The organism is Novosphingobium sp. BL-A-41-Hi4A-0G, assembly GCF_055521735.1.
On record NZ_JBVFVU010000002.1, the window covers coordinates 177,434 to 195,845 of the forward strand.

An 18,412-nucleotide genomic window follows, 5' to 3' on the forward strand; every position below is an offset into this window, starting at 1 on the left:
TTCTTCCCTTAAAGTCCGAGAACAGTCCGGGCGATGATGCCCGCCTGCACTTCGTTGGTTCCGCCGAAAATGGTCCAGGCACGGCTGTTGAGATAGCGTGCCGAGGCGACTTGCGCTTCTCTCGAATGAATCGGAGCAGGCGCGTTGTCGCCGTAGAACGGCCGTGCGAAATCGAGCTGGAGCCCGGCCGGGCCGTAGAGGTCCACGGCGAGCAAATCTACGTCCTGCCGCAGGTTCGAGGCGAGCAGCTTGCACAGCGAGGTCTGCGGACCGGGCGCGCGGCCCTTGGCGATCTCGGACAGGATCTTCAGCTCGATCATTTCGAGGCTCTGGATGCCGAGGCGGACCTTGGCGACGCGGCGCTTCCAGTCCCTGTCGTCGGCCAGCTTACCGCCCGCGCCATCAGGCTCGCCCGCTGCGGCCTGTTCGATCTGGGCGAGATCGTATTCAAGCTTGGGCGAATGGCACGATCCGCCGCGTTCGTTTTCGAGCAGGAACTTGGCGAGCTTCCAGCCATCGCCTTCCTCGCCCACGCGGTCCTCGACCGGGACGATCGCGTCTTCGAGGAACACCTGATTGACCTCGTGGTCCCCGGCCAGCGTCAGCAGCGGGCGGACGGAAACGCCGGGCTGGTTCATGTCGACCAGCAGGAACGAGATGCCCGCCTGCTTCTTGACGTTGGCATCGGTGCGCACGAGCGCGAACATCCTGTTCGCCCAGTGCGCGTGGGTGGTCCAGATCTTCGAGCCGTTGAGCTTGTAGTGCGTGCCGTCATCCGAAAGCACGGCGCGGCATTGCAGGCTGGCGAGGTCCGATCCCGAGCCGGGTTCGGAGAAGCCCTGGCACCAGTAATCCTCGCCCGAGAGGATCCTGGGCAGGTACTTGGCCTTCTGTTCGGGCGTCCCGAAGGTATAGATGACCGGCGCGACTAGCTTGAGGCCGAGCACGGTCAGGTTCGGCGCCCCTGCCAGCGCGCATTCCTTCTCGAAGATGTAGCGCTGCGTCGGAGTCCAGCCGGTGCCGCCAACCTCTTTGGGCCACTGATAGGCGAGCCAGCCCTTTTCGTTGAGCACCGCGTTCCAGCGCTGGCCGATGTCGGGTTCGACGAAGACTGTCGGCGAGGCGGCGGCGCCGTCCTTCACATCTGCCGGAAGGTTCTGCGCAAGGAACGCGCGGACTTCGTCACGGAAGGCCAGTTCTTCGGGGGAAAGATCGATATCCATGGGTGTCAGCGCTCGAGAATGGTGACGGCAGAGACGCCGGGGGCGCCATAGACGTGACTGTATGCGGTCTTGGGGTTGCCGGGAACCTGCCTGCCACCGCCGTCGCCGCGAAGCTGGACGACGTTTTCATAGACCTGACGAAGGCCTGAAGCGCCGATCGGTTCGCCACAGGCAAGGCAGCCGCCATCGGTGTTGACGGGCAGCGCGCCGCCGATCTCGGTGCGGCCCTGTGCCAGCCATGCTTCCTGCTCGCCATCCTTGCAGAAGCCGTTCTCGGCCATGTGCATGATCTCGGCGCCGCATTCGGTGTCCTGCAGCTGGGCGAGCGCGATGTCCTCAGGCCCGATCCCGGCCATGCGGAAGGCATCGGCGCTGGCGATCTGCGTGGCCGTGGCCTTGCCGCCGCCGATGTCGATGGACGGGGCAAAGACCTCGAAAGACTTGGGCGGGCGCGTGCGCATGGTTGCGGCCTTGAGGCGGACGAGCGGCTTGCCCAGCTCGCGCGCCTTCTTCTCGCTGGCAAGGATCAGCGCCACGCCGCCCTCTGCCGGAGAGCAGAACATGTACTTGGTATAGGGGTCCGAAACGAGCGGCGCTTCGAGGATTGTCTCGATGTCCACCGGCTCGCGCCGCCATGCGTGGGGAGCGTGAACGGCGTTGCGGAAGGCCTTGTTGGCCACGCGCGCAAGGCTGGTCTGGCTGATGCCGTGCTCGTGCATGTAGCGCATGATCTTGGCCGCGAAGAACTGCGTTGTGATCATGTAGCCGGCATCGCCGTACCATTCCGGCAGGTTGTATTCCGAAGGCAGGGCATTGAACGCGCCGCGCGGATGCTTGTCGAATCCGACGGCAAGGCCGATGTCGAACTCGCCAGACTTGATCGCCATCTGCGCCGAGAACAGCGCCGAGCCCCCCGCCGCGCAACCATTGCGCACGTTGATGAACTGCACGCCGGTAAGACCCAAGCGCTCGACCATCGTGTCAGGATTGCCCGCCGCGTCCGAGCTGCCATATGCGAACTGGATCTGCGGCCAGTCGATCCCGGCGTCGGCCAGCGCCTCGTGCACGGCGAAGACGCCCTGTTCAAGGCCCGAGAGCCCATCGGTGCGGCCGAAGGGGTGAATACCCACACCGACGATGCAGACGTCACCGCTCATGCTGCAGCTCCTGCGGGGCGGAAGGCGGGGATCATCACGGAGTCTTCCGCATCGGGATCGAGCGGGATCATGGTCAGCTCAAGCGGCATGCCGATACGGATATCCTCGAAGGCAACGTCGGTCAGGCGCGATTCCACGATCACTTCGCCCGGCAGTTCGACATAGGCAACAGCCCATGGGCGGAAAGCCTCAGGCCCCTTGTAGGGCGGCGATTTCGGGCGGTAGCGCTGGATGGTGTACGACCACAGTGTGCCGGTGCGCGAAAGCGCGACCTGCTCGTACCGGTCCCCCAAAGGACACGGAAACACGACGCGCCCGGTATCCCGCTCACGCCCGCCGATCAGGTGCGGCGGATTGTCCTCGGTAATGAGCCCTTGGGCGATAACGTGCATTCCACTCCCGTCCGTGCAGTTCCGGAGGTCTGATTCCGATTTCATGCACTAGACCCGTCCAAGCAACTTTTGCCGACTCTGCAAAACGCTAGGGTGAGCAAATGGACAGGTCGGGATCAGGCCAGTTGCAGTTCGTCCAGAAGGTGCGGAATACGGGATTTCAGGTTGAAGAAGCCCTTGCCGCAATCGGGCCAGCACAGCCGGTCCCATTGGCGCTGATGTTCGGCAAGGACGATGTCCCGCGCCGCCAGCGCCGTGCCCAAATCCTCGAGCGCGGTTGCCACCGGTCCGACCGGCGCAAAGCCCGTGACCACCTGCTTGCAACCTTGCTGCACCGCCAGCGTGGCAACATCGCCTGCACCGACCGGGCATCGCCAGTGCGCTGCGGCCCGCGAGGCAGCGTCGCTCAGCGCGGTCTGGTCCCATGCGTTGCGCGTCATGGTGTCCGCGACAACCACGATGCGCACGTCTAGCGAGGGCAGCACGGTTTCAAGCGAGCAGTCCTCGGGCGTGATCAGCACCAGCGTCGGCAGCGCCGGGTCGATGGCCCGTGGCTCGCGCAAGGGCGTGCGCGGCGGATGGGGCGGGGCAGCGGGGCCTTGCGCAGTCTGCGCAAGGCCATCTGGACGAAAGCGCCCCCCGGTCATCGCTGCGATGCGGTCGGCATTGGCGAGGTAGCTCTTGCCCGCCGTGTGCAGCCCCGCCACCCAGCGCCAGCTGAGCGTGTTCGAGGCAGGGTCTGCGTCCATCAGCTTGTCGAAGAACCACTGTGCGCCCAGCTGCCACGGCAGGCCCAGCGTGAACGTCCAGATCGAGGCGACCTGCATCCGCGCCCAGTTGTGCAGGTATCCGGTCTCTGCCAGTTCACGCGCCCAGTGGTCGAAAGCGTCGATCCCGGTCCGCCCGCCAATCGCTTCTGCAATCGCGCTGCCGGGATGGAAGGCATCGAAATCGGCAAGGTAGCTGCGCCACACGCCCGGTCGCTGCTCGAGCCAGCCCTTCCAGTAGGTCCGCCAGAACACTTCGGCGATGAACTTGTCGCAACTGTCGATCCGATGCGCCCCCAGCACCGCGCGTACCACTTCATCCTCGCCTATCAGTCGGCGACGCAGGGCAGCCGAGAGGCGCGAGACGTTGGCGTGATCGCGGTGCGGATCGACCAGATTGCGCCGCGCGCCATAGGCGCTGCCCGCCTTCGGCACGAAACGCGCGAGCCGCTCGAGCGCGGCCCTACGGGTGAGGGGAAAGCTGTCCATCGCCCGTGCCTAGACCTGCGACGGGGCAGGCTCGACGCGGCTAAAGGGCCGTGTTGCCGCGCCATGGCAAGAAGGCCAGAGCAGGGCGACGATCAAGGAGTCTGCCTGCATGCCTGCTTCTCCCCTCCCGCGTGCCGTTACCGTGCTTGGCCTTGCCGGTTGGCTGCCGCAGGCGCTGTGCATCTGGGCGGTGCTCGACAAGGGGCCGTATCAGTGGACCGCCAAGGCGGCGGGCTGCTTCTACGCCGCGCTGATCCTGTCGTTCCTTGGCGGGCTGTGGTGGATGGCAGGGCTGATGGGCGGCGTTCGCAAGTCGGGGCTCTATGTCGTCTCGGTCCTGCCGAGCCTTGCCGCATGGGCCGCGCTCCTGCCGTGGAGCGAGGGCTGGCACTGGCCGGGGCCGTCGCTGGTGGCGCTCGGGGCTCTCCTCCTCGCCAGCCCGCTGGTCGATCGCAAGCTTTCGGGCGATGTTACCCTGCCCGAAGGCTGGTTGCGCCTGCGCGTGTGGATGGCCAGCGGGCTTGGCGTTCTGACGCTTGTGCTGGCGGCGATCGGCTGACGCTCGCACGAGAGTTTCGCTGCGTGGAACGCTCGTGCAGACCGCCGATGGCAGGCAAAGGGTCTGCGCGATAACTCTTCGGTGAAGCGGAGATGGCCCTGAAGGCCGTCCCGGACCGGAGGGGATCATGCCGAAAGACAGGACGGCGCTCGTTGCCGCAGGGATTTTGCTGGTGGCGCTCGCCGCGCCAGCCATCGCGGGCCAGAAGCTGGGCGAAGCGCAACCGATCCGCGCGCCTGAGACGATTTACGCCAAGACCTGCGGCTACTGCCATGGGCGCAATGTCGGCCCGATCATCCTCGGTCGCGCCCTTCCGGCAGAGACCGTCAAGTACATCGTGCGCTACGGCCAGAACGGCATGCCCGCCTTCCGCCCGACCGAAGTGAAGCCGGAGGAACTCGAAGCTCTCGCCGCGTGGGTCGAGAAGAGCGAAACGCGCAAGGGGGAGCACGGACAGTGAGCGAACTCAATCTGGACCGTCGCGGCCTGCTGGGCGCAGGGATCATCGGTGCCGCCAGCCTCGGGCTTGGCACGGGTGCCAGCGCGAAGAACCCCGCGCCGCTTGCGCCGCACATGACCAAGGCCGGTTTTGCCGGCGCGATGAAGGCGTTTCGCGGCGTCGTCGGGGCCGAATGGGTGTTCGGCGATGAAGAGGCGGTTGCGCCCTATGCCAAGGTCTATGTCCCCGATCCGCTGAACCGCCACGTTCCCATCGGTGCGGTCTGCCCGGAGACGGTCGAGCAGGTGCAGGAAATCGTCCGCATCGCCAACACCTATCGCCAGCCGCTCTGGCCGGTCTCCACCGGCAAGAACATGGGCTATGGCATGACCGCGCCCGCAACGCCGGGGCAGGTCGTGCTCGATCTCAAGCGGATGAACCGCATCCTTGAGGTGGACGCCGATCTCGGCACCTGCCTGCTCGAGCCGGGCGTGACCTACCAGCAGCTCAAGGACTATCTGGTCGAGAACAACTTGCCCCTGTGGATCGACGTGCCCACCGTCGGCCCTATCGCCTCGCCGGTTGGCAACACGCTCGATCGCGGGGTCGGCTACACGCCCTATGGCGAACACTTCATGTTCCAGTGCGGCATGGAAGTGGTGCTGGCCGATGGGCAGGTCATGCGCACCGGCATGGGCTCGATCAAGGGCAGCACCGCGTGGCAGGCGTTCAAGTGGGGTTACGGACCCTATCTCGACGGGCTGTTCACCCAGTCGAACTTCGGCGTGGTGACCAAGATGGGCCTGTGGCTGATGCCAAAGCCGCCGGTCTACAAGCCGTTCATGATCCGGCACCCCAACATGGAGGACACGCCGAAGATCATCGAGGCGATGCGCCCGCTTCGCGTCTCAAACCTCGTCGCCAACTGCAACTTGATGATGAGCGCGTCCTACCAGCTTGCCATGTTCAAGCGCCGCAATGAGATCGTGCCCGATGGCGTGCCGCTGGACGAAGCCTCGCTGAAGAAGGCGGCCAAGGCCAATGGTCTGGGCATGTGGAACACCTACTTCGCGCTCTACGGCACTGAACAGACCGTCGGCGCGATCGAGCCGATCATCCGCGCCAGCCTCACGGCCAGCGGCGGGGAGGTGCTGACAGCCGCCGAAATGGGCGACAACCCGTGGTTCCACCACCATTCCACGCTGATGGAAGGCGGCCTGAACCTCGACGAGATCGGCCTGCTGCGCTGGCGCGGGGCGGGCGGGGGCCTCGCCTGGTTCGCGCCGGTTGCCGCCGCGCGCGGGGTGGAGGCCGAACGCCAGACCGCTCTGGCCCGCGAAATCCTCGAAAAGTGGGGCTTCGACTATACCGCTGCCTATGCCATCGGCTGGCGCGACCTGCACCACATCATCGCCCTGTTGTTCGACAAGTCCGATGCCGAGCAGGAGAAGAAGGCGGACGCCTGCTACCGCGAACTGGTCACCCGCTTCGGCGCGCAAGGCTGGGCAAGCTACCGCACCGGGGTCAACTCGATGGACCTCGTCGCGCAGCAGTACGGGCAGGTGAACCGCGATTTCAACGCCAAGATCAAGCATGCCGTGGACCCCAACGGCATTCTGGCCCCCGGCAAATCAGGGATAATGTGAGATGATGCGTTTCGAAGGAAAGGCCGTGCTCGTGACGGGCGCCGCCACCGGCATCGGGCGGGCCACCGCACTGGCTTTCTCGCGCGAGGGTGCCGCGGTGATGATCGGCGATATCGATGATCGCGCCGACGAGACCGTCGCGATGATCCTCGGAGAAGGGGGCCGCGCCGCCTTCCGCCGCACCGATGTGCGCAAGGCGGGTGATCTCGACGAACTGGTCGCGCAATGCCTCGACCGGTTCGGGCGGATGGACGCGGCGTTCAACAATGCCGGCGTCCTGCCCCCGCAGCGCCCGATCCACGAAGTGACCGAGGAAGAGCTGGATCTTGCCATCGATGTCGATTTCAAGGGCGTGTTCTTCGCGATGCAGGCCGAGATCCGCCACTTCCTGAGCGTCGGCGGGGGCACAATCGTCAACACTGCCAGCGTCGGCGCGCTGATCGCGGACCCGAACATGAGCGCCTATTGCGCGATGAAGCACGCGGTATCGGGCCTCACCAAGGCCGCCGCTGTGGAATACGCCCAGCAAGGCATCCGCGTGAACGCCATCGCGCCCGGTTTCGTGGTGACGCCGATGACTCAGCACTGGGCCGACAGCAACGCCTTCACCGACATGTTCTTTGCCCAGAACATCTCCGGCCGCGCCGCACGGCCCGAGGAGATCGCCCCCACTGTGCTCCACCTGTGCTCGGACGGCGCAAGCTTCATCAACGGGGCCACTTTCACCATCGATGGCGGCCAGACCGCCCACTGAGGGGACACACCATGCGCAAATTCATCGCATTGCTTGCCGCATCGGCGCTTTCCATCGGCGCTGCCGAGGCCAAGCCGCTTGAATATAAGGTCATCCCGACCAGCCCGGTCAGCATGGTCGCCAACATCACCCTGATCACTGGCGAAAAGGACGCGGTGCTGGTCGACGTGCCCTTCGCCCGCTCCGATGCGATGCGCGTAGCCGCCGAAGTGCTCGACAGCGGCAAGACCTTGAAGGCGATCATCATCACCCACGATCACCCCGATCACTTCTTCGGGCTCGATGTGCTGCAGGATGCCTTCCCCGACGCAAAGATCATCGCCAACCCGGTCGCGGCCAAGGACATGGCCCGCTCGATCCCGATCAAGTTCAAGCGCTGGAGCGGCCAGCTCGGCACCAATGCACCCAAGCGCCCGGTCCAGCCGGAGGCCATGACGGGCGACAGCTTCGACCTCGAAGGCCACAAGCTGCAGGTCATGGGGCCGATGCAGGGCGACCATGTCCATTCGACCGTGGTCTGGGACGCCGAGACGCGTACCTTGATCGCGGGCGATGTGCTCTACAACGGGGTCTATGTCTGGCTCGGCGAACATGGCCCCGCGCAATACGATGCTTGGCTCAAGGTGCTCGACCAGCTCGAGGCGCTCAACCCGGTTCGAGTCGTGGCGGGCCACACCAAGCCCGGCCTTCCCGACGACTCCATGAGCATCGGCTGGACCCGCGCCTACATCAAGGCCTTCGCCGATGCGCGCAGCCGGTCCAAGACCTCGAAGGACCTCGCCGCGATCATGGCCGCGAAGTATCCCAACGCCACCGAAGTCTATGGCGGCTTCCTGCTCGGCATTTCCAGCCAGGTCGGCGCGGGCGAGATTCCGCCTTGGGATGAATGAGGGTCTGGATTGAGCCCTGTTACACCCCCTCCCCGGCGGGGAGGGAGGATCCATCAAGTCGCCAGCGAAATGTAGCCCAGCTGCGCAGCCTTGAACACGGTCTGGCTGCGGTTGACCGCGTTCAGCTTCATCGAGGCGTTGTGGATATGGAAACGCACCGTCGCGCGGCTGCGGCCCATGATCATGCTGATTTCGAGGTCGGTCTTGCCGATCGCCGCCCAGCGCAGGCACTCGACCTCACGCTTGGACAGGCGCGAGCCTGAGGGCAGGGCCTGTGCCGACCCCATCGCGTGCACGTAGCTGGCGATGAAGGTGCGGGCATAGATCCCGAAGGCATCGCCATTCTCGAGGAAGACATCGTCCAGCTCGGTCAGTTCCGGGTCGAGCGGGTTGAAGCTGACCGCGCCGATCTGCCCGAACGGCAGGTGCACCGGCACCACGATCGCAGCGCGGGTCATTGCCCGCGCCTCGAAGTTGGTGAGGTCGATGGCGGTCAGGTAGTGGTTGGGCTGGCGGGTGTGGAAGCCGTTGGCGTTGACCCAGAAGGGCTCGCTCTCGAACCGGCAGGCCGAGGTCAGCGGCGAATCCAGCGCGATGCGCGAATTGCGCCACCACACCTTCTCGTCGTTCCAGCCGAACACGTCGCGGGCAAGGATGTTGCCATCGGCATCGACGGGCGTGCGCTTGTCGGCAATGTCGTGGGCCGGGGCCGCGCGCATTCCGGCACCGGTCGCGATCTGGTGCAGGGCCTCAGCCGCGCGGCGCACGTCCTGCGGTGTGCTGATCCTGACCGAATCGATGGACTCCACCGAAAGCTGCAACTGACCTCTCCTGTACTTATGGCCGTACCCATACCGGGCGAAGCCTTTGGAAACAACGACGCTATTGCCTCAAACGCCTAGTCATTTGCGCAGCATGGCGAGCCGTGCGAACTTGTTACAGGTCATTCCCTTGAGGAGAGGGACGTGAATTTCGACCTGAACGAAGACGAGGAAATGCTCAAGGCGCTGGCCGAGCGTTTCGTCGACGACAATTACGACCTTGATCGCCGCCGGGTCTATCTGGGTGGCCCCAACGGCTTTTCGCCGCAGATGTGGTCGCTGCTGGCCGAACTGGGCCTCGTTGCCGCGCCGCTGTCGTTCGAGAGCGGCGGCATGGCGCTTGATGCCACGGCCATCGCCACGGTGTTCCAGGCGCTCGGCAAGGGCCTTGTGGTCGAACCCCTGATCGAGAACGTGATGGTCGCCGCCCGCCTGTTCGAGCGCGTCGCACCTGCCGAACTTGCCGGGCAATGGATGGAGGCACTCGCCATGGGTACGCGCCGTCTTGCCCTGGCCCACGCCGAACAGGGCGCACGCGGCGGACGCACCTTCGTCGAGACCCGCGCCAATGCGGACGGATCGTTGACCGGCGCCAAGTCCTGCGTGCCTGCAGGCGCCGGGGTTGACGGCTACATCGTCACTGCCCGCGAAAGCGGCTCGGCCACCGATGACGCAGGCGTTGCGCTCTATCTCGTCGCTGCCGCCGCGCCGGGCCTGTCGATCAATCCCTGGCGCATGGTTGATGGCTCGCTCGCCGTCGCGCTCTCGCTCGATGCCGCGCCCGCCGTGCGCCTCGGCGGTTCATTGGCCGACGTTGCCGAAGTGGGCGTGCTCGCCTCGCTCGCCCGCTCCGCCGAAGCGCTGGGTGTGATGCAGTCGCTGTTCGATGCCACGCTCGATTACCTGCGCACGCGCCAGCAGTTCGGCACGCCGCTCGGCTCGTTCCAGGCTATCCAGCACCGCATGGTCGCGCAATATGCCGCGATCGAACAGGGCCGCGCGCTGCTCGATCTCGCCATCGTCAGCCAGGGGTCGGCAGGCTTTGCCGCTGCGGTCGATGGCCTGCGCGCCTTTGTCGCCCCTGCCTCGGTCGAGCTTGGTCACGAGATGATCCAGTTCCACGGCGGCATGGGCGTTACCGACGAGCTGTTCATCGGCCACGGCCATAAGCGCCTGCTCATGCTCTCGCGCTGGCCCGATGATGGCGTGGCCGCGCTTGACCGCTTCGCCGGAGCGGCCTGACAACCCCACTCTATCCTTCCAAGGTACAATTGGCGTCGCGCTGATGCGGGCGCATGCTCCGGGTCGATCTCAACGACAATCGACCCGGAGTACCGAGGATGTTGCAGCAGGCCCTTAGCCAGTTCACTGGCATTTCGCTCATTCGCGAAAAGTTCGACAACTTCATCGGCGGCAAGTGGGTTGCCCCGGTCAAGGGTGCGTACTTCGACAATATCTCGCCGGTGACCGGCCAGGTCGTGTGCCAGGTGGCGCGCGGCACGGCAGAGGACATCGAGCTGGCGCTTGACGCCGCACACGCCGCCAAGGACGCGTGGGGGAAGATGTCCACCACCGAGCGGTCGAACATTCTGCTCAAGGTTGCCGACAAGATGGAGGCCAACCTCGATCTCCTCGCGCTGGCCGAGACCATCGACAATGGCAAGCCGATCCGCGAGACGACTGCCGCCGACATCCCCCTCGCCATCGATCACTTCCGCTACTTCGCCGCCTGCGTCCGCGCGCAGGAAGGCTCGATCGCCGAGATCGACCACGATACCGTCGCCTATCACTTCCATGAGCCGCTGGGCGTGGTCGGCCAGATCATCCCGTGGAACTTCCCGATCCTGATGGCGGCGTGGAAGCTCGCCCCGGCGCTGGCCGCAGGCAACTGCGTGGTCCTCAAGCCCGCCGAGCAGACCCCGATGTCGATCCTCGTTCTCGCCGAACTGATTGCAGACATCCTGCCTGCCGGCACGCTCAACATCGTCAACGGCTTCGGCATCGAGGCAGGCAAGCCGCTCGCCACCAACAAGCGCATCGCCAAGATCGCGTTCACCGGCGAGACCACCACCGGCCGCCTGATCATGCAGTATGCGTCCGAAAACCTGATCCCCTGCACGCTGGAACTGGGCGGCAAGAGCCCGAACATCTTCTTCGCCGACGTGATGGATCACGACGACGACTTCCTCGACAAGGCGCTCGAAGGCTTCACCATGTTCGCGCTCAACCAGGGCGAGGTCTGCACCTGCCCGAGCCGCGCGCTGGTCCACGAATCGATCTATGACCGCTTCATGGAAAAGGCGATTGCCCGCGTCGAGGCGATCAAGCTCGGCAGCCCGCTCGATGCCGGAACCATGATCGGCGCGCAGGCCTCGAACGACCAGATGGAGAAGATCCTCTCCTACATCCAGATCGGCCGCGACGAGGGCGCCAAGGTCCTGACCGGCGGCGAGCGCGCGATGCACACCGGTGAACTGGCCGACGGCTACTACGTCCAGCCGACCGTGCTCGAAGGCCACAACAAGATGCGCGTGTTCCAGGAAGAAATCTTTGGCCCGGTGCTTGCCGTGACCAAGTTCTCGACCGACGAGGAAGCGCTCGAGATTGCCAACGACACGCTCTACGGCCTCGGCGCCGGGGTGTGGACCCGCGACGGAACCCGCGCCTACCGCTTCGGCCGAGGCATCCAGGCCGGGCGCGTCTGGACCAACTGCTACCACGCCTACCCGGCCCACGCGGCCTTCGGTGGCTACAAGCAGTCGGGCATCGGGCGCGAAACCCACAAGATGATGCTCGATCACTACCAGCAGACCAAGAACCTGCTGGTCAGCTACAGCCCCAAGAAGCTCGGCTTCTTCTGAGGATGACGTGAGACCGGCGTGATCGCTGGAGGGAGACGGCGCGGTGCAGGGAGGAAGGTCCCGCCCGCGCCGTCGCCATTTGTGATCCGCCAATTGCCAAGGCGCCACAAGAGCGCAAAGATGAAGCGACAACTATGAGAGGATGAATGGATGGCCCAGGTCGTCGTCAACGTGTTCTACAATGCCCCCACCGATCCGGAGGCGTTCGAGGCCTACTACCTCGGCACCCACATGCCGATTGCCGAACAGATTCCCGGGCTGGAAAAGGCTGTCCTGCTCAAGGGCCTGCCCGGTCCCGATGGCAGCCCGCCCGCCTACTATCGCCTGACCCAGCTGTGGTATGCCGATGCCGCCGCGATGGCTGCGGCGATGTCCTCGCCTCAGGCGCAGGCCGCCAGCGCGGATATCGCCAACTTCGCCACCGGCGGCGCGAGCATCATGATTTCCGAAGTCGGATGAGCAGTCAGCCGCCTCGTGTTCTGATTACGCCGGAGGCCGGGGAATGGATTTCCCGGCTCAAGGCGCAACACGGGGCGCTGATGTTCCACCAGTCGGGCGGATGCTGCGATGGCTCTGCTCCCATGTGCTTCGTCGCGGGCGAATTCCGCGTCGGCGGGCAGGACGTGCTGCTCGGCCACGTGGCGCAAGACACGCCGGTCTGGATCGGGGCGGCCCAGTTCGAATACTGGCGGCACACCCAGGTCACCATAGATGTCGTGCCGGGACGCGGCGCGGGCATGAGCCTCGAAGCGCCCGAAGGCGTCCGCTTCATCGTTCGCAGCCGGGTGTTTTCCGATGAGGAGAGCGCTGCGCTCGAAGCGGCGGGCGAACCCATGCGCGGGGATGCGCCAGCGCTTGGCGCAGGGGCTATCTCGCCCTAAGCTGGCACAGGCAGGAGAACCCGCAAGAGGTCGGCCATGGAGGATGCAGTGATGGATATGGCGACACGGATCGCGACATCTGGCGATGATGCGCGGATGATCGCCTGCACGTCGCGCGCCGCCGATCCGCAGGCCGCCGTTGCCGAACTTGCCGAATGCATCGCTGGCCGCAAGCTTTCAGGCGCGCTGCTGTTCTGCTCCAATGCCTACCCGCGCGATGCCCTGCAACAGGCTCTGGCCGAGCGCATGCCCGATGTCCGCCTCTACGGTTGCACCAGTGCGGGCGAGCTGACCGAGCAGGGCTATGATACCCATTCGGTCGTCCTCATCGGCTTTCCCGAAGGCCCGTTCTCGATGGCCTCGCTGCGCTTCGACGATCTCGACAGCTTCGATCCCGCCGCCGCGCAGGGTGCGATCCGCCAGCTCGTCGCCCAGTCCCGGCGTGATCACGGCGCGGGCGAGGGGCTGCATCAAGTTGCACTGTTCTTCGTCGATGGCCTGTCCCACCGCGAGGAGCTGCTGACGATGACCGCGCAGCATGCCTTGGGCGATATCCAGCTGATCGGCGGGTCGAGCGGCGACGGTCTTTCCTTCCGCGACACTGCGATCTTCCATGAAGGCGCGTTCCACAAGGACGCGGCGGTCATCGTGCTGCTCACCAGCCGCCGCCCGCTTCACGTCTTCTGCAAGAGCTTCTACCGCCCCGGTCCTGCCAAGATGGTCATCACCGAGGCCGACGCCGAATCCCGCGTCGTCACCGAAATCAACGCCGCCCCCGCTGCCGAGGAATACCGCCGCCTCGCGGGCAGCCCGGTGACCGAACTCAACGCCCAGTTCTTCGCCGCCTATCCCCCGATCGTGCGCACCGGCGGACAGTTCCACGTCCGCTCGATCCAGACTGCGAACGCGGACGGCTCGCTCACCTTTTACTGCGCCATTGACACGGGCGTGGTCCTTTCGATCGGGGAGCCGATTGACCGCATCGCCGAGATGGACGCCCTGTTCGAGGAAATCGGCGACAAGGTCGGCGAGATCGACCACGTCGTCGGCTTCGATTGCGTGCTCAACCGGCTCGATGCGGAGGACCGCCAGCAGGCAGGCGCGGTCTCGCGGATGTATGTTGCCAACCGCGTGTTCGGCTTCAACACCTATGGCGAACAGTTCCGCGCTGCGCACATGAACCAGACTTTCACTGGACTTGCGGTGGGGCGATGAACAGCGGCCTCACCGGCATCCTCGCGCCAGCGATGGTCAATGGCGAGGACGAGATTACCGCCCTGCGCGCCCGCGTGCGCCAGCTTGAGAAGATCAACGCCGCGCTGATGGACCGGGTCGAACGCTCGGTCGACATGGAAGGCGGCGCGTTCTCGATGTTCGAGACGGCCATCGCGCTCGAATCCGTGGTGCGTGATCGCACCAGCGCACTCGAAGCGGCGATGGCCGAACTCGCCGCCGCCAACGAGGATGCCACCGCCGCCCGCGTCCTCCTGCGCGATGCCATTGAATCGCTGAGCGACGGCTTCGCCCTGTTCGATGCCGATGACCGCCTGATCCTGTGCAACCGCGCCTTCCTCAGGATCTTTCCGGCGGTCGAGCCGATCTCGGGTGACAGCCCCGAATTCTCCGAAATGGCCAGCCGCGTTGCCCTGACCGGTTCCACCATGGGCGCGGCCATGGCGCCCGACCGCTGGCTGAGCGACCGCGTCGACTGGCACCGCCGCGCCGAAGGGGCGCACGTTCAGGCGCTGAACGACGGGCGCTGGATCCAGATCAACGAGCTGCGCACCAGCGATGGCGGCATCGTCGGCATCTATACCGACATCACCTCGGTCAAGGCCGAGGACGCCCGCCAGCGCGCGCTCGAACTGGCCGAGCGCAACCTCGCCCTACAGGCCACGCTCGATACCCTGTCCGAAGGCGTCTGCCTGTTCGATGCCCAGCGCCGGATGCAGGCGTGGAACGAAGGGTTGGTGCGTGTCCTCGGCCTTTCGGGCGGAGACCTGCTGCGCCATGTCGAGAGCCACTCCCAGCTGGTCGAATGGTGCAGCTGGCGCTTGGGCCTCGAATGCGCTGACAGCCTCGCCTGGCGCGAGGGCGATACGCGCCAGCTTTCCGCCGAATGCCTGATGGACGGGCGCCACTTCGTGATCCGCTCGGTTCCGCTGGGCAATGGCGGCATGGTCTTCACCTTCGACGACGTGACCGACCACGTCAGCCTGCAACGCTCGCTCACCGAAACGGCTGAACTGCTTGAACGCCGGGTGGAGGAGCGCACCGCCGAACTGGTCGAGGTCAACCGCCAGCTGGTCGAGGCCAAGAACGAGGCCGAGACGGCCAACCGCTCAAAGACCAGCTTTCTTGCCGCCGCCAGCCACGACCTGCTCCAGCCGCTGAACGCTGCGCGCCTGTTCGTCTCGGCCATGGACGGGCTGCGCCTGCCCGAACGCCCGCAGGCACTGGTCGCCCAGGCCTCCACCGCGCTCGATTCGGTCGAGGACCTGCTCGAAGCCCTGTTCGAAATCTCGCGCCTCGATGCAGGCGCCATCCAGCCCGAGATCGGCCACCAGTCGCTGGGCTCGATCCTGCAGACCTTGCGCGTGGAGTTCGCCCCGCTTGCCGCAGCCGGGGGCCTGCAGTTCGATGTGGTGGAAACCGATGCATGGGTCCGCTCCGACGCGCGCCTGCTGCGCCGCGTGCTCCAGAACTTCGTCTCCAACGCGATCCGCTATACCGATGCGGGCCGCGTCTCGGTGGAAGTGGCAAAGCTTGACGGGCAGGTGCGCGTGACCGTGCGCGATACCGGCCCCGGCATTGCCGCGCAGGACCGCGAGGAAATCTTCGGCGAGTTCCGCCGCGTCGGCAAGACGCAGAAGATCCCCGGCAAGGGCCTTGGCCTTGCCATCGTCCGCCGCGTCTCGACCATGCTCGATCATCCCATCGGGCTGGATTCGGTCCCCGGCCTCGGCTCGGCCTTCTCGATCCTGCTGCCCCGGGTCGAGCCGGTCGCCGCGCCTGCGCCCGCCGAACCTGCATCCGCTGCGCCCACCGGCAATGGCGGCCTCGTGCTGGTGATCGACAACGATCCGTCGATCCTTTCCGGCATGGAGGCCCTGCTTGAGAACTGGGGCCTCGAAGTGGTCACCGCGCGCGATCCTGCCGACGACAGCGTCAGCGCTGCACTGGCGCGCAAACCGGCCATGACCATCGTCGATTACCACCTCGACGACGGCCAGACCGGCGATGAAGCCATCGCCGCCCTGCGCCGCCGCGCGGGCTACGATCTGCCCGCCATGGTCATCACTGCCGACCGCGGCGAGGAGACCAAGACCCGCCTCGCAGCCCTCGCGCTCCCGCTCCTCAACAAGCCGGTAAAGCCCGCGCAACTCCGCGCCTTCCTGCGCCAGAGGGACGTGCTTTAAAGCGCCCGTTTTCTAGAGCGCGCGTCGCGCCTTCATCCACGCCTTGGCCTGACCCTGCACCTGCAGCAGCGAGGCGAAGACCGATTTGTCCGGATCGGGCCGCCCGGTCCGCCCCAGCGCATCGATCTGGGCATAGTACCACATCTGCACGCCGAAGCCCGCGATGGTGCGCACGGCATCGAACCGTTCGAGCCAGCGCAGGGCCGGGGGCAACATGCGCAGGGTTGCCTCGAAGCGCGGCAAGTCCCCCCTGTCTTCCAGAAGGTCGCGGCAGGCCGCAGGCGCGGCACACAGCGGACGGCCGATGCCGATCAGGTCCGCCGCGCCCGTCTCCAGCGCATGCTGCATCGCGGCCCGGCTGCGGAAGCCGCCCGTGACCATCAACGGCCTCCTGGTCAGGCTCGCCTTCATTGCCTTGGCAAAGTCGACGAAATAGGCCTCGCGTGCCGCAGTCGACGCTGGGACGTCTGGCCGTTCCACGGCCTCAAGCCCCTCCATGTCCATCATAGCGGGCTGTTCATAGGACCCGCCCGAAACCTCAAGAAGGTCCACCCCCGCCCCTTCCAGCCAGCGCGCCACTTCCAGGCTTTCCTCGAACGCGAACCCGCCGCGCTGGAAGTCCGCCGAATTGAGCTTCACCGAAATGCCGAAGGCCGGACCCACCGCGTCACGCACCGCGCGCACCGTCTCCATCAGGAATCGCGCCCGGTTCTCCAGCGAACCGCCCCACCGGTCGCTGCGCTGGTTGCTGCGCGGGCTGAGGAACTGCGAAAGCAAGTAGCCGTGCGCAGCATGGATCTGCACCCCGCCAAAGCCCGCCTCCTGTGCGGCCCTGGCGCAAGTGGCAAAGCGCCCGATCAGGTCGAGGATCTCCGCCTCCTCCAGCGGCACCGGCTCACCGAACTGCCCGCCCGGCAGCCCGAGCTTGACCGCCGAAGGTGCCTTCGGGTGCGGATTTACGGTGCTCTGCGTCTGCCGCCCGGCGTGGCTGATCTGCATCCACAGCTGGTTGCCCGCGCGCGTCCCCGCCTCGGCCCACCGCGCCAGCGCCGCTTTCATCGCCTCATCGGGCGCGCGGTCGATGATCACGTTGCCGGGCCGCTCAAGATGGTCGCCGTCGATCTGCACGTTGCCGGTGATCAGCAACCCCGCGCCGCCATCGGCCCAGACGCCGTAGAGCCGGTCAAGCTCCGCCGTCGGTCGGCCCGAGGGATCGGCAAGCCCCTCGGTCATTGCGCCCTTGGCAAGGCGGTTCGGAATTACGGTGCCACATGGCAGCGCCAGTGGTGTGTTGATCAGCATGGCAATCTCCCCCGCGCCCAGTCTGCCAGACCGGCGGCGAAGAGCAATTGCCCATTCGTGACAGTTTACCGGCGTGAAAGGTTACCCCTTGAAGCCGATCTTGCCGGCCATGATCACCGCCTGCGTGCGCGAGAAGACGTTCATCTTCTGCAGGATCGCCGATACGTGCGCCTTCACCGTCGTCATCGAGACGTCGAGTTCATAGGCGATCTGCTTGTTCAGCCGCCCGGCGACGAGATGCCCCAGCACCACGCGCTGCTGCGGGGTCAGGCTGTCGATCCGGCTGCGGATCAGGTCTTCCTCGGCAGCCGCGCTGTCATCGCCTTCCAGTTCGGGCATGTAGATTTCGCCCGACAGCACCTGGTGTAGCGCATCGAGGATCGCCGCGCGCTTGAGGCTCTTGGGCACAAAGCCTGCCGCACCCGCCGCCAGCGCATCGCGCACCACCTTGCGGTCGGTCACGCCCGAGACCATCACCACCGGCGTCGCCGGAAAGCGGTCACGCAGCGCCTCAAGTCCGGAAAGATGCGAAACGTCGGGAATGTTGAGGTCAAGCAGGACGAGATCGACATCACCCTCTGCCGCCAGCGTGTTCAAGGCCGCTTCCAGGCTGTCCGCCTCGAGGATCGCACAGTTCGGAAAGGCATCGTCGAAGATCGAACGCAAGCCATCGCGCACCAGCGAATGGTCATCAACGATCAGCACGCGTTCCGGAGATCCGACTTCTGCCACGGCAGCGCTCCCCTTATCGTCTGCGAATGCGGTTAGTGCGGCGGTATTGATCATTGTCATCTACCCGGGGAGGGGGTGGA

18 protein-coding genes are annotated in these 18,412 nt (G+C 65.8%); 11 read left to right on the forward strand and 7 right to left on the reverse strand.

Features of this window, described 5'->3' with window-relative positions; all coding sequences use genetic code 11:
* Window positions 1-8 precede the first annotated feature (8 nt).
* The 4 genes from ACZ1JX_RS18485 to ACZ1JX_RS18500 all read right to left on the reverse strand — a co-directional run bounded on the left by ACZ1JX_RS18485 (window position 9) and on the right by ACZ1JX_RS18500 (window position 4,028).
* Window positions 9-1,223 (reverse strand): acyl-CoA dehydrogenase family protein, encoded by a 1,215-nt coding sequence (locus ACZ1JX_RS18485; RefSeq protein ID WP_465126812.1) that lies wholly within the window; start codon window positions 1,221-1,223, stop codon window positions 9-11.
* Between the two features lie 5 nt (window positions 1,224-1,228).
* Entirely contained in the window at window positions 1,229-2,380 is a 1,152-nt protein-coding gene (locus ACZ1JX_RS18490) for a thiolase family protein (RefSeq protein ID WP_465126813.1), read from the reverse strand.
* Entirely contained in the window at window positions 2,377-2,772 is a 396-nt protein-coding gene (locus ACZ1JX_RS18495) for a Zn-ribbon domain-containing OB-fold protein (protein WP_465126814.1), read from the reverse strand. The genes ACZ1JX_RS18490 and ACZ1JX_RS18495 overlap by 4 nt, the downstream gene beginning before the upstream one ends.
* 116 nt (window positions 2,773-2,888) lie before the next feature.
* Window positions 2,889-4,028 carry an FAD-binding domain-containing protein gene (locus tag ACZ1JX_RS18500; RefSeq protein WP_465126815.1) on the reverse strand — a complete coding sequence of 380 codons (1,140 nt, stop codon included), beginning with the start codon at window positions 4,026-4,028 and terminating at the stop codon, window positions 2,889-2,891.
* 109 nt (window positions 4,029-4,137) lie between these two features.
* On the opposite strand from ACZ1JX_RS18500, the gene ACZ1JX_RS18505 reads away from it, so the two are divergent.
* From ACZ1JX_RS18505 to ACZ1JX_RS18525, 5 genes are all read left to right on the forward strand, one after another.
* Window positions 4,138-4,587, forward strand: coding sequence for a DUF3429 domain-containing protein (locus ACZ1JX_RS18505; protein WP_465126816.1), 450 nt, complete (start codon window positions 4,138-4,140; stop codon window positions 4,585-4,587).
* Window positions 4,588-4,714: 127 nt separating this feature from the next.
* Entirely contained in the window at window positions 4,715-5,047 is a 333-nt protein-coding gene (locus tag ACZ1JX_RS18510; protein WP_465126817.1) for a c-type cytochrome, read from the forward strand.
* Window positions 5,044-6,672 (forward strand): FAD-binding oxidoreductase, encoded by a 1,629-nt coding sequence (locus ACZ1JX_RS18515; RefSeq protein WP_465126818.1) that lies wholly within the window; start codon window positions 5,044-5,046, stop codon window positions 6,670-6,672. Before ACZ1JX_RS18510 ends, ACZ1JX_RS18515 begins: the two co-directional genes overlap by 4 nt.
* A 1-nt stretch (window position 6,673) precedes the next feature.
* Window positions 6,674-7,426 (forward strand): SDR family NAD(P)-dependent oxidoreductase, encoded by a 753-nt coding sequence (locus tag ACZ1JX_RS18520; protein ID WP_465126819.1) that lies wholly within the window; start codon window positions 6,674-6,676, stop codon window positions 7,424-7,426.
* A gap of 11 nt (window positions 7,427-7,437) precedes the next feature.
* Window positions 7,438-8,316: an MBL fold metallo-hydrolase gene (locus ACZ1JX_RS18525; RefSeq protein ID WP_465126820.1), complete on the forward strand. Its 879-nt coding sequence runs from the start codon at window positions 7,438-7,440 to the stop codon at window positions 8,314-8,316.
* 53 nt (window positions 8,317-8,369) lie between these two features.
* Here the strand turns inward: ACZ1JX_RS18525 and ACZ1JX_RS18530 are convergent, their stop codons facing one another.
* Entirely contained in the window at window positions 8,370-9,137 is a 768-nt protein-coding gene (locus ACZ1JX_RS18530) for a helix-turn-helix transcriptional regulator (RefSeq protein ID WP_465126821.1), read from the reverse strand.
* A 144-nt stretch (window positions 9,138-9,281) separates the two neighbouring features.
* Between ACZ1JX_RS18530 and ACZ1JX_RS18535 the strand changes: the two genes are divergently transcribed.
* From ACZ1JX_RS18535 to ACZ1JX_RS18560, 6 genes are all read left to right on the forward strand, one after another.
* Complete coding sequence (locus ACZ1JX_RS18535; protein WP_465126822.1) at window positions 9,282-10,379, forward strand: acyl-CoA dehydrogenase family protein; 1,098 nt, start codon at window positions 9,282-9,284, stop codon at window positions 10,377-10,379.
* Window positions 10,380-10,477: 98 nt separating this feature from the next.
* Window positions 10,478-11,998: an aldehyde dehydrogenase gene (adh, locus tag ACZ1JX_RS18540; RefSeq protein ID WP_465126823.1), complete on the forward strand. Its 1,521-nt coding sequence runs from the start codon at window positions 10,478-10,480 to the stop codon at window positions 11,996-11,998.
* Between the two features lie 150 nt (window positions 11,999-12,148).
* On the forward strand, window positions 12,149-12,457 hold the full coding sequence (locus ACZ1JX_RS18545) for an EthD family reductase (RefSeq protein WP_465126824.1): 309 nt from the start codon (window positions 12,149-12,151) through the stop codon (window positions 12,455-12,457).
* Window positions 12,454-12,879 (forward strand): DUF779 domain-containing protein, encoded by a 426-nt coding sequence (locus ACZ1JX_RS18550; protein WP_465126825.1) that lies wholly within the window; start codon window positions 12,454-12,456, stop codon window positions 12,877-12,879. The genes ACZ1JX_RS18545 and ACZ1JX_RS18550 overlap by 4 nt, the downstream gene beginning before the upstream one ends.
* Window positions 12,880-12,915: 36 nt before the next feature.
* Entirely contained in the window at window positions 12,916-14,094 is a 1,179-nt protein-coding gene (locus ACZ1JX_RS18555; RefSeq protein WP_465126826.1) for an FIST N-terminal domain-containing protein, read from the forward strand.
* Window positions 14,091-16,298, forward strand: a complete 2,208-nt coding sequence (locus ACZ1JX_RS18560) for a hybrid sensor histidine kinase/response regulator (protein WP_465126827.1) — start codon at window positions 14,091-14,093, stop codon at window positions 16,296-16,298. Before ACZ1JX_RS18555 ends, ACZ1JX_RS18560 begins: the two co-directional genes overlap by 4 nt.
* 12 nt (window positions 16,299-16,310) lie before the next feature.
* Here the strand turns inward: ACZ1JX_RS18560 and ACZ1JX_RS18565 are convergent, their stop codons facing one another.
* Window positions 16,311-17,600: an NADH:flavin oxidoreductase/NADH oxidase family protein gene (locus tag ACZ1JX_RS18565; protein ID WP_465126828.1), complete on the reverse strand. Its 1,290-nt coding sequence runs from the start codon at window positions 17,598-17,600 to the stop codon at window positions 16,311-16,313.
* 81 nt (window positions 17,601-17,681) lie between these two features.
* Window positions 17,682-18,386, reverse strand: coding sequence for a response regulator (locus ACZ1JX_RS18570; protein WP_465126872.1), 705 nt, complete (start codon window positions 18,384-18,386; stop codon window positions 17,682-17,684).
* Window positions 18,387-18,412 lie beyond the last annotated feature (26 nt).

Excerpts from the sequence above, each read along its gene's own strand:
- ACZ1JX_RS18510 (WP_465126817.1), top strand. The coding sequence starts at position 4,715 with ATGCCGAAAGACAGGACGGCGCTCGTTGCCGCAGGGATTTTGCTGGTG.
- ACZ1JX_RS18565 (WP_465126828.1), bottom strand. The coding sequence starts at position 17,600 with ATGCTGATCAACACACCACTGGCGCTGCCATGTGGCACCGTAATTCCG.
- ACZ1JX_RS18490 (WP_465126813.1), bottom strand. The coding sequence starts at position 2,380 with ATGAGCGGTGACGTCTGCATCGTCGGTGTGGGTATTCACCCCTTCGGC.
- ACZ1JX_RS18545 (WP_465126824.1), top strand. The coding sequence starts at position 12,149 with ATGGCCCAGGTCGTCGTCAACGTGTTCTACAATGCCCCCACCGATCCG.
- ACZ1JX_RS18560 (WP_465126827.1), top strand. The coding sequence starts at position 14,091 with ATGAACAGCGGCCTCACCGGCATCCTCGCGCCAGCGATGGTCAATGGC.
- ACZ1JX_RS18550 (WP_465126825.1), top strand. The coding sequence starts at position 12,454 with ATGAGCAGTCAGCCGCCTCGTGTTCTGATTACGCCGGAGGCCGGGGAA.
- ACZ1JX_RS18485 (WP_465126812.1), bottom strand. The coding sequence starts at position 1,223 with ATGGATATCGATCTTTCCCCCGAAGAACTGGCCTTCCGTGACGAAGTC.
- ACZ1JX_RS18520 (WP_465126819.1), top strand. The coding sequence starts at position 6,674 with ATGATGCGTTTCGAAGGAAAGGCCGTGCTCGTGACGGGCGCCGCCACC.
- ACZ1JX_RS18555 (WP_465126826.1), top strand. The coding sequence starts at position 12,916 with ATGGAGGATGCAGTGATGGATATGGCGACACGGATCGCGACATCTGGC.
- adh (WP_465126823.1), top strand. The coding sequence starts at position 10,478 with ATGTTGCAGCAGGCCCTTAGCCAGTTCACTGGCATTTCGCTCATTCGC.
- ACZ1JX_RS18570 (WP_465126872.1), bottom strand. The coding sequence starts at position 18,386 with ATGATCAATACCGCCGCACTAACCGCATTCGCAGACGATAAGGGGAGC.
- ACZ1JX_RS18525 (WP_465126820.1), top strand. The coding sequence starts at position 7,438 with ATGCGCAAATTCATCGCATTGCTTGCCGCATCGGCGCTTTCCATCGGC.
- ACZ1JX_RS18505 (WP_465126816.1), top strand. The coding sequence starts at position 4,138 with ATGCCTGCTTCTCCCCTCCCGCGTGCCGTTACCGTGCTTGGCCTTGCC.
- ACZ1JX_RS18500 (WP_465126815.1), bottom strand. The coding sequence starts at position 4,028 with ATGGACAGCTTTCCCCTCACCCGTAGGGCCGCGCTCGAGCGGCTCGCG.
- ACZ1JX_RS18495 (WP_465126814.1), bottom strand. The coding sequence starts at position 2,772 with ATGCACGTTATCGCCCAAGGGCTCATTACCGAGGACAATCCGCCGCAC.